This window comes from Pseudoalteromonas sp. SCSIO 43210, assembly GCF_054133285.1.
Map to the genome: position 1 here is coordinate 3315681 of NZ_CP087225.1, position 14793 is coordinate 3330473.

18 protein-coding genes and 1 pseudogene are annotated in these 14793 nt (G+C 37.9%); 6 read left to right on the forward strand and 13 right to left on the reverse strand.

Annotation, left to right across the window (positions count from 1 at the left end; translation table 11 throughout):
• Positions 1-405 carry a hypothetical protein gene (locus LOS73_RS14215; RefSeq protein ID WP_457933873.1) on the reverse strand — a complete coding sequence of 135 codons (405 nt, stop codon included), beginning with the start codon at positions 403-405 and terminating at the stop codon, positions 1-3.
• Positions 406-753: 348 nt separating this feature from the next.
• The gene (locus tag LOS73_RS14220) at positions 754-1566 is read right to left on the reverse strand and encodes an alpha/beta fold hydrolase (protein WP_457933874.1); all 813 of its coding nucleotides are present in this window, start codon (positions 1564-1566) and stop codon (positions 754-756) included.
• Positions 1567-1713: 147 nt separating this feature from the next.
• Here LOS73_RS14220 and LOS73_RS14225 point away from each other — a divergent pair.
• Positions 1714-1957 (forward strand): annotated as a pseudogene (locus LOS73_RS14225) (S24 family peptidase); the annotation flags it as partial.
• A gap of 69 nt (positions 1958-2026) precedes the next feature.
• Here LOS73_RS14225 and LOS73_RS14230 read toward each other — a convergent pair.
• Together LOS73_RS14230 and LOS73_RS14235 are read right to left on the reverse strand one after the other, a co-directional pair.
• Positions 2027-3322 carry a DUF6575 domain-containing protein gene (locus LOS73_RS14230; protein WP_457933875.1) on the reverse strand — a complete coding sequence of 432 codons (1296 nt, stop codon included), beginning with the start codon at positions 3320-3322 and terminating at the stop codon, positions 2027-2029.
• On the reverse strand, positions 3319-3726 hold the full coding sequence (locus LOS73_RS14235) for a hypothetical protein (protein ID WP_039037856.1): 408 nt from the start codon (positions 3724-3726) through the stop codon (positions 3319-3321). The genes LOS73_RS14230 and LOS73_RS14235 overlap by 4 nt, the downstream gene beginning before the upstream one ends.
• 140 nt (positions 3727-3866) lie before the next feature.
• Between LOS73_RS14235 and LOS73_RS14240 the strand changes: the two genes are divergently transcribed.
• Positions 3867-4427: a hypothetical protein gene (locus tag LOS73_RS14240; protein ID WP_200888051.1), complete on the forward strand. Its 561-nt coding sequence runs from the start codon at positions 3867-3869 to the stop codon at positions 4425-4427.
• A 40-nt stretch (positions 4428-4467) separates the two neighbouring features.
• On the opposite strand, the gene LOS73_RS14245 is transcribed toward LOS73_RS14240, so the two are convergent.
• The 7 genes from LOS73_RS14245 to LOS73_RS14275 all read right to left on the reverse strand — a co-directional run bounded on the left by LOS73_RS14245 (position 4468) and on the right by LOS73_RS14275 (position 7249).
• A complete protein-coding gene (locus LOS73_RS14245) occupies positions 4468-4701 on the reverse strand; it encodes a hypothetical protein (RefSeq protein ID WP_457933876.1) in 234 nt (77 codons plus the stop codon).
• A gap of 26 nt (positions 4702-4727) precedes the next feature.
• Positions 4728-5039: a hypothetical protein gene (locus LOS73_RS14250; RefSeq protein WP_457933877.1), complete on the reverse strand. Its 312-nt coding sequence runs from the start codon at positions 5037-5039 to the stop codon at positions 4728-4730.
• A gap of 71 nt (positions 5040-5110) precedes the next feature.
• Positions 5111-5659 (reverse strand): hypothetical protein, encoded by a 549-nt coding sequence (locus LOS73_RS14255; RefSeq protein WP_457933878.1) that lies wholly within the window; start codon positions 5657-5659, stop codon positions 5111-5113.
• A 68-nt stretch (positions 5660-5727) separates the two neighbouring features.
• Complete coding sequence (locus LOS73_RS14260) at positions 5728-5886, reverse strand: hypothetical protein (RefSeq protein WP_158649128.1); 159 nt, start codon at positions 5884-5886, stop codon at positions 5728-5730.
• 25 nt (positions 5887-5911) lie between these two features.
• Positions 5912-6301: an acetyltransferase gene (locus LOS73_RS14265; protein ID WP_200888052.1), complete on the reverse strand. Its 390-nt coding sequence runs from the start codon at positions 6299-6301 to the stop codon at positions 5912-5914.
• A 143-nt stretch (positions 6302-6444) separates the two neighbouring features.
• Positions 6445-6621 (reverse strand): hypothetical protein, encoded by a 177-nt coding sequence (locus LOS73_RS14270; protein ID WP_158001136.1) that lies wholly within the window; start codon positions 6619-6621, stop codon positions 6445-6447.
• A gap of 127 nt (positions 6622-6748) precedes the next feature.
• A complete protein-coding gene (locus LOS73_RS14275) occupies positions 6749-7249 on the reverse strand; it encodes a tyrosine-type recombinase/integrase (RefSeq protein ID WP_457934969.1) in 501 nt (166 codons plus the stop codon).
• Positions 7250-7468: 219 nt separating this feature from the next.
• On the opposite strand from LOS73_RS14275, the gene sbcB reads away from it, so the two are divergent.
• Positions 7469-8914, forward strand: coding sequence for an exodeoxyribonuclease I (sbcB, locus tag LOS73_RS14280; protein WP_457933879.1), 1446 nt, complete (start codon positions 7469-7471; stop codon positions 8912-8914).
• A gap of 844 nt (positions 8915-9758) precedes the next feature.
• Here sbcB and LOS73_RS14285 read toward each other — a convergent pair.
• The gene (locus LOS73_RS14285) at positions 9759-10640 is read right to left on the reverse strand and encodes an NAD(P)-dependent oxidoreductase (RefSeq protein WP_457933880.1); all 882 of its coding nucleotides are present in this window, start codon (positions 10638-10640) and stop codon (positions 9759-9761) included.
• A 121-nt stretch (positions 10641-10761) separates the two neighbouring features.
• Here LOS73_RS14285 and LOS73_RS14290 point away from each other — a divergent pair, with 121 nt between their 5' ends.
• Positions 10762-11322: a glutathione peroxidase gene (locus LOS73_RS14290; RefSeq protein ID WP_457933881.1), complete on the forward strand. Its 561-nt coding sequence runs from the start codon at positions 10762-10764 to the stop codon at positions 11320-11322.
• An 87-nt stretch (positions 11323-11409) separates the two neighbouring features.
• Complete coding sequence (locus tag LOS73_RS14295; protein ID WP_457933882.1) at positions 11410-12390, forward strand: 2-hydroxyacid dehydrogenase; 981 nt, start codon at positions 11410-11412, stop codon at positions 12388-12390.
• Between the two features lie 93 nt (positions 12391-12483).
• Here the strand turns inward: LOS73_RS14295 and LOS73_RS14300 are convergent, their stop codons facing one another.
• A complete protein-coding gene (locus tag LOS73_RS14300) occupies positions 12484-13806 on the reverse strand; it encodes a sodium-dependent transporter (protein ID WP_342866392.1) in 1323 nt (440 codons plus the stop codon).
• A 141-nt stretch (positions 13807-13947) separates the two neighbouring features.
• On the opposite strand from LOS73_RS14300, the gene LOS73_RS14305 reads away from it, so the two are divergent.
• Positions 13948-14706 (forward strand): 4'-phosphopantetheinyl transferase family protein, encoded by a 759-nt coding sequence (locus tag LOS73_RS14305; protein WP_457933883.1) that lies wholly within the window; start codon positions 13948-13950, stop codon positions 14704-14706.
• Positions 14707-14793 lie beyond the last annotated feature (87 nt).

Here is a 14793-nt window from a genome sequence, read left to right on the forward strand (position 1 = left end):
TTATAATGAAAGATCTTCTTTAGCGCGAGTTAAGTTGTGCGATACCATTGTACTTGTAGACATTTGGTTTGCTTCGTATAAATCAGCAAGGCCAGCAGTGTCGTTGTTCGCTTTTAAACGTGCAACACCACGATTGCTTAATGCAAACGATGTAAGTTGGCGTACTTTAAATTTAGGGCCATCTGCGTCTTTTAAAAGCGCGATTGCTTGTGTACAAATTGTTTCAGCTTCTGCATAATTTTTTGACTTAACATTCAGTGCACAGCTGTTAAATGATTGCTCAAGTGGCTGTGGCGCTGTTGCAGTTTCAATAACCATTAATTTGTAATCACTTTGCTCAGCCATTGCAGCAGCTGAACATGTAAGTAGTGAGCTAAGAGCGATAGTTTTGATAAGTGTTTTCATGGTCGTAGTCCTGTTATGCCAATTGTTTAAATTAGTGAGCTTTTTTAGCGTCAAGAAAATAGCTTAATAACAAGGCAAAAATTATAAAATATAGTCGTTCTATATAAGTAATTTTTAACGCAGTTAGTGAGTTATTTAATTCGCTAAAATGATCATGTTTTAATAAAATTGGTATTAGTTAGCCGTGCTTGTTGCCGACAACTGAACTTTAGAGAGTTAACACAAAAACGACAAACGATTAAAACAAACCTAATAAGTGAATAAATCTAATCTATAGACTTTAGTCTAATGCCAAACTACTAATTTACGGCAATTGGTATTTATACAATCAGCAACCAAACCAACACCTTATTTAGTACGTTCAAGTAACTTAACTACTTGGGCTACAACCATTTCTGGCTCATCACTTTGTGGGTAGTGATAGCTTTTATTTGTTATTACTATTTCACCTTGAGGAAATGCATTAGCCCACTTTGAATGTAAGTCGCCCCACATTTCACGCGCTTTGTCGGTAAAAAATAATACAGATGGCTTTTTATACTTTTTAACTGAGGCTATAACAGTCACTGGTATATCAGCAATTTGTGGATAATCAGGCAGTGGACGTTTTGACCAAAAATCTAAATACTGATTCGACATGCCATTTTTCATATCATCCAGCTTTATTGCTGCAATTTCTTTTTCAGCGCGAGGCAAATCAATCGCGCGCATAATATCTACATCGTGCTCTGATCCAGGCTCAATTAGCATTAGTGCTTTAATATGATTAGGGTATGTTGCAGCAAATACACGCGAAATATAAGCACCATAAGAATGCGCAACATATACAACAGGCTCTTCTACTTTAAGTGTTTTGAGTAATAATAAAGCCTCTGCTGCATACTCTTCTGAGCTATAGTTTTTCTTTATTTGTGCAGAGCCGCCATTACCAATACGAGAATACCGTATAACTTTAGCGTACTTGGTAAGTGATTCAAAAACCGGTTCCCAATCTCTTAAACCAGCAGAGCCGCCCGCTTCAAGTAAAATAGTATGTTTACCTTTACCCGCTAGCTCGTATTCAACGTCAAAGCCATTTACTTGAACTTTAGTCAGTTCAGCTAAAGCACTATGTGAGATGAAAATTGAGCAATAAATAATAACTTTTATTAATGATTTCATTGTTATAAAGGCTTTCATTATTAATAATTATCTTCAATACTAAATACTTTTATGTGTAGATTCTAGTAACATTAGGTACAATTGAATTTAATTATGTGCTGCTTGGCTGTGTTAGTTTCTGTACTCTGACCTTTTGTTAAAAATATGAGTCTGAAGCCAAAGTTTGATGAAGGTGATTTGATTTTTGTAGACCCTGAAGCGGAAATGCATCCACGGTTCATACGTAGTAGCCCGCCTAGACGACAATCAAGCCACTTTTAAGCAGCTCATAATCGAAGGTGGCCACAAATTCTTAAAAGCCGCCAACCCCAACTGGCCAGAGCAATTAATACCAATCAATGGTAATTGCACGTTGGTTGGAAAAGTTATATTTACAGGTAAGTCGCTTTAGTTTTACTAAATTACAGGCACAAAAAAGCCCGCTAGGTGCGGGCTTAATAATTTAGAATTCAATATTCTTCTATTGAGAGTATTCACGTCGATGCGGTTTAAGAACTTTTATCCAAGTTTTAAGACTACTCGCACGCCTATCTATACTTGTTCGCTCTAAGCCCTTAACGCACTTCTCAACAAATTCTTTTGATGAGTCTGGGTCAAGTTCAGAAATTGATTTTACTCCTGCCCATTGCATCCAAGCAAAGCCAAAATCACTTGACTCTACCCTATCAGCTAAAAACTGGTATTCCGCTTCTTTACTGCACTTCTGAGCTAATACACGACCCATAGTTGTCGGAGTATTATCTTTATTCAATAGACCTAAACATTTCGCAGCATGGGTATGGTAATCAACCTGCCTTTGAGAACTAATACCATCAATAAATTTTTCTTTCAGTTCTCCACCATCTATTCTGTGCTTAACAATGATAACAACTCTGTCTAGATAATTTGCTTGTGGTACTTTATTTGAGTCTATTATTCTAGCTGTACTTTTTTCAAGTTTATCTAATATTGGCTTTAGCCCTGCAGAATTTATCAAAATTGGCTTTTTAAGAGTATCTGAAGTTTTCGATTTTAGAGTTAAGTTTAATTTATTTAAGCTAACAATATCGAGTAAGTTTTTTAATCTATAAGGATCAATTTCATATTCTGCTAATCTATTTTCCAATTCATTTTCATCTGCTAAAAGAGTTTCTAGTAGCTCAATTGCTACTGCTGCTCGCTCTTGGTTACTCGAACCTAACTTCACATCAAATGAGCTATACCCTGCGGTTAAAGGGAAAAGTGAAGGCTTTCTATTTTTAGCATCCTTCATTAAGCTTCGAATAATCTCACCAAAAGCGTCTAGTACTTTCGTTACTGCATTATCGGAAGGTGAGCCTTTCCCATTCTTATGCTTAGCGATTCTTAAATTAAAATCCCACTGAGCCTCAGGATCGATTGACTGAATTTCATCCGCGTAAATTGCAAAATCATCTGGAGGTAAGTTTGCTAAACTCAAATTTTCGTCATTCAAATGAATGATATCTGTTTTTTTATCTTCACTGGCATAGGTTGAGATAAGCATTAGACGTTTAGATTTTTTATAAGCTTCTTTAAATGTATATTCTTCGCGTAGTAATTCATCTAAAATTTTCTTTGATACAGGCATGTAAACCCATTTTGAGCATCTTCCGTTATCATAATCGCCACTCCAATATACAAGATACAATTGCTGAAGTTCATCTTTTACAGAAAAGCACTTAGGACCATAAAACTCATCATATATTTCAAAAATTGTAAGCCGACCTAAGAAGGTATCATTTGGTAAAGTCTTCATGCTTCTATAACCTCTTCCTTAATGTATATGTGGGGCTTAGCTCCATCTTGAGCCCACAAAGTAACATGTCCTGACTTTTCTTTAATAACTCCCAGCTCAGGAACCAGCTCACCACAGACCATCTGCCAACTTTCGTACTGCTCTGGTGCGGGGTAATTACCTGTTTTGCGCTTTAATTTAGATAATGTAGTAAAAAAAGACATTCCATAAGATAAAGGCAGATCTTTTGTTAAATAAGCGTAATCTGGCTTTTCATCTCTATGTTTTTGAAAATCCACCTCTGTAGGTGGAATTGTACGTACTAAACGGTATACAAAACCTTCAGCCGGAATTGGTTCGCAACTTTCGGGAATGTCTTCTGGAAAGTCAGCAGGCCAAGAGTAGTTTAAATTTGTTTGACTCATTTTTTATTCTTTATTGCTTCCGATGCACATTTTTAGACAAGTGAGATTAAATAAATTCAATGCTAATAATGTAGCCAACTATAATTTATAGTAATTATTATGTATCCTCATAACCGAAATAGCAATCAAATGAGAAGTGTATGGCTGAACCAGAGCAAATTAACAACGATATAATACCTAACCAAAGTAACAACAATGAAGAAATAGGCAAAGAAATTTGGTTAGTTCCTCTTTACACTCTGGCGTATTCTCTATTCGCTATTTGGTTGCTGGTAGATGGTTGGCTAACAGGCTTTTCATCAATTTTAAACCTTTGGCATTTAGATGAAGGTTTTAAAGTACCAGCTCAAGTTCCTTTTTTATTTTTTACAATAGTAGGTGCGTTGTTAGGCAGCGCTATTTTGAGTATTACGTCATTCCATAGACATTACGCCATTAATTGCTCATTTAACTCTAAACATATTTGGGGATATTTTCTTGCACCATTACTCGCAACTCTAGTAGGTTGCCTTGTATTTGCAATAGTCCAAAGCGGGTTGCTCGTTTTAACTGGCGATATTGCAAATGAGTCAGACCCTGTTAGAGCCACTTTAGGGTATGTAACAATTGGTGGTGTAGCGGGATACAACTGGGATATTTTTGTAAAAAAGTTAGAAAACTTATCTCAAGATTTATTAAACTCAGGAAATAAAGAAAAGTAGATATTTAAGCGTTAGCCCACTTTTTTGTGGGCTTCATGATTTAATGTATTATAAATTGATGGGCTGTGATATTCGGCTTTCCGTCAGCTGAAAATGTTACTTTTAAGTTTCGGTCATGAATAGAAGTAAACTTTCTTTCATCAACAAGGCTGTTAAACGCATAGATGAAATCTTGATCCTCATTATTATATCGACCATCAAAATCACTAATCGTATAAGTTTCTTTATTTAAACCTAATAAGTATTCAATCATTTCACCTTTCAAATCAGTCATAATTTCACCTTAGCTAATAGTTAGCTTTAAAGCCCTTTACCTACTTGATTTTTTATATATAGACGCAATGCACTTCCTTTCATTTCTTCCCATGAACTAAAATTTGTATTGTTAGCTATATATGCACCCCACTCATCATCGGCTATCGCCTCGAACTCTTTTGCTGTTGAAGCATCAAATGGGCTTGCTCCTAATAGCTCATCAAAGCTATTAAAAGATGAGCAGCTAGATACAAAGCTGTCATTAATTGTATCTGCCATGGTTAACTGCTTACCGTCTAAATTTTCTATATTTTTCGCTAGCTTTTTTAATCCACCCATATTTACCTTTACAGACATAGCTCTTACTCTTTAGTTAAAATAAAAACTAAGCATAGCTCAAAAAAATCATATCAGTTAAGCGTAGATATTTAATTACCATCTTTAGTTAACAGCTTTAATTCATCTTGAATTGTGCTTGTATTTGTTTCAAAGAAGAGGTTATCACCATACATTGACTGATAATTTATATGAACTCTTAAGTTGGCAAGTAAGTCATCATGAATAGCGGTGTATCTCTCAGAAGCATTATCATTTGATACATCTTGTCTAACTTTGATATAAACTAGCTTTTTTACTTCATCTTTAGCTAAAGTACTGTTTTCACCAAATTGACCTAATCCAAACTCATCAGTAACTGATAGAGACTGCCGTATTTTTTCAAATAACTTCGAACTTGTTATTTCCTCTTCATCCCAAATCAATTGAAAAGATGTTATTACTGCACTCCCTAGGCCATTATTTTTAATATCGTAGGTAAATTCTTTTTCAATAAAACCTCGGTGCATAATATCTGAGAGCAAAGGCTTCACTGAAAGCTTGTTGTGCTCTCTAGCCAATCTTGTTTGTTGTAGTGAAACTATAAGAGCACAAGTAGCAATAAATACACTACAAATAGTCGTAATAAGCGTTGTATCCATGTTTAATCCTTTATTAATTAAAAAATAGAAAAACGATTCCAATAAAGTTATAGATATTAAAAAACCCGTTAATTAACGGGCTTGCAGTCATCTTGTTCGGTTCTGGCTAAATGCGCCTTTTGCTTAATAGCGCTTATTCTATTAAATACTGAGCTAGATATTTTTTTAACATTCCCCGCTTTTATATCTTCATCTAATAAACGCAAAAATTGTGATGTGTTTTTCATGGATTCATCTTCTGTATTATTTACTCTACCTAACACAAATATACATTGTTATAAGACGCTCTGCGGGGTTGTCTATAAGAATATTAAACCCATTTTTTTGATATAGCGCGACTAATCTTTCAGCTTTTTCGCATTCTAGTATTATTACTCGGCCACCCACAAGCTGGTTTGCTTTGTCTATTATTGTGTAGGCTTCTTCGAGAATATACGATAAGTTTATTTGATTATTTGCTACTGAATCATTTTTACCTATCTGGCCTATAAGGTAGGCGTTTACACGTTCACTATTTTTACAAATTCCGTCAAGCTTTTTCCGCAGACCTTTACTTATTTTAGTTTCGTTATTTTGATTTAGGGAGACTTCTTTGATCGACAGTGAAAAATAGGCAAGTATTTGGCCGCTACCATCATCCAATATTAAATAGGTTCGTGATTTAGACGCATTTTCTAGGCGAATAGCTTTATTTGTATCGGTTAGGAATGCTTCAACATCTGTGTTTTTTGTACTACAAAAACTAGAAAGGAGTTGATGTAGTTGGGGTGCATCAAACTCCTTTATTAGCTCTGAGAGCTGGACAACCGTTGTCTTAATAACGCAATTCCTTTTACTCTATCCGCCTCATGGTTACGATTATTTGTTGTAACTTTATGGGCTTTTTTGCAGTTTTCTCTGAACGCTTGAATAGCTCTTTGATCGGTTACTACAAAGTTTTTTTCAAATGACGTGGTAGCCATAATAAGCTCCTTAATGCCGTTGTATCATTAGGTTATTATAAAAAATAATCCTACAATGAATTTTAAACCTATTGACGGCTATGTCAACTTTTATGTATCTACGTGTGTATTCATGTCTTGTAGGACATCATTTACTATATAATTCAGCTTTAAGCGCATTTTCTATTAATACACAATAAAGCTCATACCCTGTGGTCTGCTCTTTTATCCAATCGTGTTTATTATATACCGCCATTACACCACGCATTGTATGGCCTAACATTTTTTCGGTTACATGCGGCGCTACACCATTTTCGCTGAGCAATGTTGATAGTGAACGGCGGGAATCGTGCGGTAGAAACTTGGGCATTTTATATTTTTCAAACAAGTGATCCCACATCCGACAGCAATAGCGATTAATACTGTGGGTGGTCATTGGTTTGTGTGGATTACCACCTGGTATTAGGTAACCTTTTCGCCCATAAACCATTGCGAGTGTGTCTAGTATTTTTTTCATCTTCGCTGTAATTGGCCTGCGAATAGCTTTATTTGTTTTCGAGTTTTCTGGTGGTACGGTCCAAATATTGTTTTCAAAATCGAAATGTTCCCACTTAGCTAAACGAACCTCGGATTGCCGTGTCTTTGTTATATAAAATTAACTTTAGGCATATTTCATACTGCGGTGGCTTTAGATCTTTCGATTAATTATCAAACCTCAATTTCACTCTAAATAAACCCAACTAACACATCATTTCTCACCCAAACCTATAAACTCCCTCGCCCATATGCCATAATCTAAATAATTCATTATTTTAGTAACTTGGCGCGCATTTAGCCGTTTTTAAGTTAACTACTCAGGGTTTTCAGCATGGCATATCAAGAGCAAAATCAAGCAACAATCTATTGGCACGACTACGAGACTTGGGGGGCAAGCCCTCAAAAGGATAAGCCGAGCCAGTTTGCGGGTATTCGTACCGATCTTGATTTAAATATTATTGGCGAGCCACTTATTGAATATTGTAAGCCGCAAGCGGATTACTTGCCTCACCCTGAGGCGTGTTTAATTACGGGTATTACAACACAAGTAGCGATGAAAAAAGGCTTGGTTGAAGCGGAATTTATAGCAAAAATTCATGCCGAATTTAGTGTGCCAAACACCTGTGTTGCCGGTTATAACAGTATTCGGTTTGATGACGAAGTAAGTCGTTATAGCTTTTATCGTAACTTTTACGACCCATACGAGCGCGAATATAAAAACAATAATAGCCGATGGGATATTATTGATTTAGTACGTGCTTGTTACGCGCTGCGCCCTGAAGGCATTGAATGGCCGTTAAAAGAAGACGGCAGCCCAAGCTTTAAGCTAGAGCATTTAACCGTAGCCAATGGTATTGAACACGCCGCAGCGCACGATGCGCTAAGTGATGTAACCGCCACTATTGCACTGGCTAAATTAATAAAAGAAAAACAACCAAAGCTGTATAACTTCTTTTTTGGTTTGCGTGGTAAAAAAGCGCTTGCTGAGTTGGTTGATGTATTTAACATGACGCCGCTGGTGCATACCTCATCGCGCATACCTGCAACGCAAGGCTGTACCAGCTGGGTTGCACCAATGAGCTTTCATCCGGTTAATAAAAACGCGGTTATTTGTTTTGATTTAACTCAAAACCCGCAAGTACTCATTGATTTAAACGTAGAAGAATTACGCAAACGTTTATACACCAAACGTGTAGATTTAGCCGAGGGCGATTTACCTGTTGGTTTAAAGCTGGTGCATTTAAACAAGTGCCCTATTTTAGCCCCCGCTAAAACATTATTGCCTGAAAATGCCGCTCGCCTTGGGATTGACCGCGAGCAGTGCCTCGCTAATTTAGCTATTTTAAAAGCCAATACCGACCTTCGCGATAAAGTAACCGAAGTGTTTAACGAAAAAGGCGATTACAGCGCAACCACTAACGCTGACTACTTACTTTACGATGGGTTTACAAGCCATGCCGATAAAGCTAAGTTTGCGATTATTCGTGATGCTAAACCAGATGAATTAGCCGGTTTGAATTTAGACTTTGAAGATAAAAAGTTTAATACCTTGTTGTTTAGATACCGCGCCCGTAACTGGCCAGAAACGCTAAACCAGCAAGAGCTTGACCAATGGCGCCAATATTGCCAAAACAAGTTAATGCACGGGGAAGATCAACCGTCGATTAACGCGCAAGACTTTATGATAACCCTTGAAAACCTAGCGCATGAACATGACGACAGTGAAAAAAATCTTACAATTTTAAAGGCGTTGTATAACTACGCACAAAGCATGTAATTCGGTGTAGACGTTGAGCTTACTCACGTGAAAAGCGCAGCTTTTAATGTCTTTATCATTTTACTAACTGTGTTTTTATACGCAAGCAAGCTTTGCGTCTACAAGTAAACTCATATCTACATTTTGAGGTAGACGTTGAGCTTGCTCACGTGAAAAGCGCAGCTTTTAATGTCTTTATCATTTTACAAACTGTGTTTTTATACGCAAGCAAGCTTTGCGTCTACAAGTAAACTCATATCTACATTTTGAGGTAGACGTTGAGCTTGCTCACGTGAAAAGTGCAGCTTTTAATATCTTCGCCATTTTAAAAATTCCGTTTTTATACGCAAGCAAGCTTTGCGTCTACAAGTAAAACTCACAGCTGCACTTTGGCGGTAGACGTCGAGCTTGCTCACGTGAAAAGCGCAGCTTTTAATATCTTTACCATTTTAAAAACTCCGTTTTTATACGCAAGCAAGCTTCGCGTCTACAAGTAAAACTCACCGCTGCACTTTGGCAGTAGACGTCGAGCTTGCTCACGTGAAAAGCGGAGCTTTTAATATCTTTATCATTTTAAAAACTCTGTTTTTATACGCAAGCAAGCTTCGCGTCTACAAGTAAAACTCACCGCTGCACTTTGGCGGTAGACGTCGAGCTTGCTCACGTGAAAAGCGCAGCTTTTAATATCTTTATCATTTTAAAAACTACGTTTTTATACGCAAGCAAGCTTTGCGTCTACAAGTAAACTCATAGCTACACTTTGGCGGTAAGAGTCGGCTTGCTCACGCGAAAAGTGCAGCTTTTAATATCTTTACCTTTTTAAAAACTCCGTTTTTATACGCAAGCAAGCTTCGCGTCTACAGCGTTACTTTTTATGTAGCGCTTCAATACGTGCTAACAAGCTTGAGGTGTCGTATCTACCGCCGCCAAGTGCTTGTACATCGGCGTAATATTGATCGACCGTTGCGGTCATTGGTAAAGTAGCGCCGTTGTTTTTAGCTTCATCGAGTGCAATGCCTAAATCTTTACGCATCCAATCTACGGCAAAACCAAACTCGTATTCACCCGCCCACATTGTTTTGTAGCGGTTTTCCATTTGCCACGAACCGGCTGCGCCTTTAGAAATGGTTTCTATTACTTTTTCACCATCAAGCCCAGCTTGCTTGGCAAAATGTAAGCCTTCGGCTAAACCTTGCACTGCGCCAGCGATACATATTTGATTAACCATTTTACAAAGTTGTCCCGAGCCAACGCCGCCTAACAGTTGGCTAAAACGGCTAAACGCCGCCATAACTGGCTGCACTTTAGCAAATACGGCTTCACTGCCACCTGCCATAACCGTTAATACGCCATTTTCGGCGCCAGCTTGTCCGCCCGAAACTGGCGCATCTATAAAGTCGACATTTTGTAGTTCAGCTTTTGCAGCTACTTCGCGGGCTACTTCAGCAGAGGTTGTGGTGTGATCAACCAAAACAGTGTGCGGCAACATGCCCGCTAACACGCCGTCGTTGCCATGCACTACTGAGCGTAAGTCGTCATCGTTACCAACACACATAAATACGATGTCGGCATTGCTGGCAGCTTCGCGCGGGGTTGGTGCAAAGCTTCCTGAATGTTCTGCAGTCCACGCTTGTGCTTTAGCTTGAGTGCGGTTATAAACGCATACGCTGTGCCCTGCTTTTGCTAAATGCCCCGCCATTGGGTAACCCATTACACCTAAACCTATAAATGCGACTTTCATTGACATAAAAATGACCTATTTAACTGATAACTTAGAAACTAGGCTTAGATTATGTCAACCGGCTGATAAAAAAGCGAATGAAAATCTTTATAAAATTTCCTTAATCGGCAATGTAAGTAGGTAACCTATGGATAGTATTTATCAATTTAATGCACCACTTTACAACAGCGAAAGCTTTCCTCTTAGTAAGCTACAGGGAAAAACCATACTGATTGTTAATACAGCGAGTAAGTGTAATTTTTCGGTGCAATTAAGTGCGCTTGAAAAACTATATCAAGAATATAAAAGTAGCGGATTTACAATATTGGCATTTCCGTGTAACCAGTTTGGTCAAAATGAGCCGCTTGATAATTTAGCCATTAAAGACTTTTACCAAGATCAATTTAATATCTCGTTTGATATATTTGGTAAAGTAATGGTAAATGGGCCAGAAACTCACCCGCTGTTTAATTATTTGAAATCACATACTCGGGGTATTTCACAAAACCGTGCAATTAAGTGGAACTTCACTAAGTTTTTAATTAACTCGCAAGGTCAGCAGGTTGCTCGCTATGCACCGCGCACTAAGCCCGAAACACTTAAACAAGTAATAGAAAGCAACCTAATGCAAGCAGCAAAGGTAAACACAGCAAAAAGTGATAAAAGAATATCGCCTAAAACACCTATATTTACTTCGCTTAAAGCTTAAATTAGTAGCAGGAGAACTAATTAGGCACGTTTTTGTAAAGTAGTTTAATGTTACTATTATTTTTCCTTAAGCGTCGGAGCTATTACCATGAACATTGCTTTTTTTAGTACTCAAAAGTACGAACTGCCTTTTTTTGAACAAAGTACACGCGATCATCGTGATATAAAAATAACGTATTTTGAGCAATCCTTGAGCGAACAAACGGCTATTTTAGCAAACGGGTTTGATGCCATATGCGTATTTGTTAACGACACCGTAAACGCCACGGTTATTGAACAACTGGCAAGCCAAGGCATAAATACTATTTTGCTACGTTGTGCAGGATTTAATAATGTTGATTTACCTGCTGCAAAAGCACATAAAATTAAAGTATTACGCGTACCGGCTTACAGCCCTGAGGCCGTAGCCGAGCATTGTATTGCACTTATGCTAACGCTTAGCCGTAAAACCCATAAAGCGTATAACCGCGTACGCGAAGACAATTTTGATTTAAACGGATTGCTTGGTTTTAACTTGCACAATAAAACCGTGGGTATTGTAGGTTGCGGTAAAATTGGCCTTGCGCTGTGTAACATTTTAAATGGCTTTGGTGCTAAAGTATTAGTGTGCGACCCATACGCGCAACCTGGCAATTATACAATTACCGATATAGACACCTTACTTAGCCAAAGCGATGTGATTTCTTTGCATTGCCCATTAACGGAACAAACTCATCATTTAATAGATGATGAGGCATTTAGTAAAATGAAAACCGGCGTTATGCTTATTAACACCTCTCGCGGGGCACTGCTTAACAGCAAAGCGTGCATTAATGCACTTAAAACTAAAAAATTAGGGTATTTAGGGCTCGACGTTTACGAGCAAGAGTCGGAGCTGTTTTTTAAAAACCACAGTGACGAAATAAACCAAGACGATATATTTTCGCGCTTAGTGAGCTTTAAAAATGTATTAGTAACGGGCCATCAGGGCTTTTTTACCCAAGAAGCACTTACAGAGATTGCTAATATAACAATACAAAATGCACTTGAAATAAATGAAGGTAAACCTCTAACTAATGAGGTTTTATAAAGACTTTGGCTATACCTAAATTTTAGGCACAAAAAAAGCGAATAAGCTGAGCCCTATTCGCTTTTTTGTTTAAAAATTTACTTTAAATAGGGCTTAACCAAACGCAACGTTTGCAAATACCAAGGTCATTAATATTGGACAAACAAAACGAATATACTGAGCAAACCAGTAATGTACGCCTGTTGTTGCTTGGTGTAATTTATTACCACGCTGCCACATCCACCCTACTGTAATAAAGTAAAATAAACCCATAAGCGGTAATTGGTATTGAGTAAATAGCATAATGACTAAGCCAAATAACCAATCAAAATTTAATATAATGGCGCTTGCACACACAAGTACAACGGCGCTCACTGCCCACGTTGCTTTGGTGCGACTAACGTTGTGATTTTCGACTAAAAACGCTACCGGAATTTCAGTGGTCGATATAGTTGACGTAACCGATGCGATAGACATTAATACAAAAAACAATAAACCAACTAATAAGCCAATTTCGCCCATGGTACTAAATAGCTCAGGTAAAATAGCAAAAATTAGCTGCCCTTCGCCAATCAATTTACCGCCACTAAATACCTCTACACCGTTGTGCTGCGCCACATAAATAGCAGGAATAATAAGTAACCCCGCTAAAAAAGCAACACCAGTATCAAGTAGTGCAACACCTGCTGTGAGCTTTGGTAAATTAGCATCTGGTTGTAAATACGAGCCGTAAATCATCATACAACCCACACCTAGTGAGAGCGAAAAGAACGCTTGCCCCATTGCGGCAATAATTAAATTAGGGTCGAGTATTTGGCTAAAATCAGGAATTAAATACGCGGCAAAGCCTTCGCTTGCGCCATCGAGTGTTGCAATGTAGGCAATTAAACCAACTAGCAGCACAAGTAACAGTGGCATTAAACGGCGCGACCAAGTTTCGATTCCCGATTTAACCCCTTTTAAAATAATACTGGCTGTTAAAATAAGCATAAGCGGCGTAAATACAAAATTACGCAGCACTGAGTCACTATGTAAAAACTCGCTTGCGCCTGTGAAACCTAAAAAGGTTGTTATGGGTTCAATAGCGTATGAGAGCATCCACCCAGCTACTATTGAGTAAAAACTTAGCATAACAACTGCGCCCGCAAGGCCTATATAACCTGCCGCAGCACCAACCTTACGGTTAGTGTTTTGCCATGCATCGCCCAATGCTTTTACAGGATTAGCTTGTGCTTTGTGACCCAAATAAAGCTCGGTATACAGCGCAGGAAGCGCAAGTAAAAATATAACAATAAAGTAAACCAGTAAAAATGCACCGCCGCCATGGTTGGCCGCTTGCGTAGGAAAACCCCAAATATTACCTAAACCCACTGCTGCGCCAGCAGCGGCTAAAACAAAACCAAGTCGGCTTTGAAACCCATCACGCACTTGTGCCATACATCTACAAATCTGTTATTATTTTGATTATTGTGAATTAAACCATATTTCATGCCAGCTGAGTAATAAAATTGTACCCAGCCTTTATTAGTGGCGTTAACCGCTCACAATATCAGCGACTTCTTTTGCTTTAGGGCTTTTATGACTGAACACTATTTTAAAAACGCCTTGAGTATTATTTCAACTCAATTGGCAAATTTGTCTTTACCGAGTAACAGTATTTTATTATTTAATGCTAAAACACTTGAGCTTAGTGACTTTAATTTACCCGATTGCTTAAGCCCATTTGAGTTAACTATTATAAACCGCCGTAAAAGCCCGCCAGCTAAGCAAGAGTATTTAGCGACGCGGTTATTGTTAAAATACCTTATTAAAGTAGCGCAGCCGCAACATGCGCACGTAGCCCTTAATAAAATGAGTACCGAATTTGACGAAGCAAGCTCAAAGCTGCAAATACATGTGAGTGGTGATGTTATTAATACCTGTATTTCGCACTCGCATGGTTTAGTTGGGGTCGCGCTAAATCTTGATAAAAGTGAGTTTGGTTTTGATATTGAAAAAATAAGCCTAAAACGTCCGTTTGAAAAGCTTGCTAAGCATTTTTATCATAATGATGAAATTACACTTATCACCGAGCCTACTAATACCCAAGCCCAAGCAGATACGTTTTTTAGAATTTGGACATTAAAAGAGTCACTTGCTAAAGCCAGCAGCCGCCCTATTGCAAAATTACTTAGCCCTAATGTGTTTGAAGAATTACATAGTGCAAAGCTGAGTGCTTGCAGTAATCGCGTTACTCTAGCTGATAGCAGTGACAGCAATGTTTGTTTTGATGTGAGTGTGGTGCATAAAAAAAGCATCGACTGGCGATGCTTTTTATTAAATGACTTTATTAAATGACTTTATTAAATGACTTTATTAAGTGATTTTGTTAAGTGACTTTATCAAGTGATTTTACTAGTTAACTTTAATAAATCGCTTTCCTGA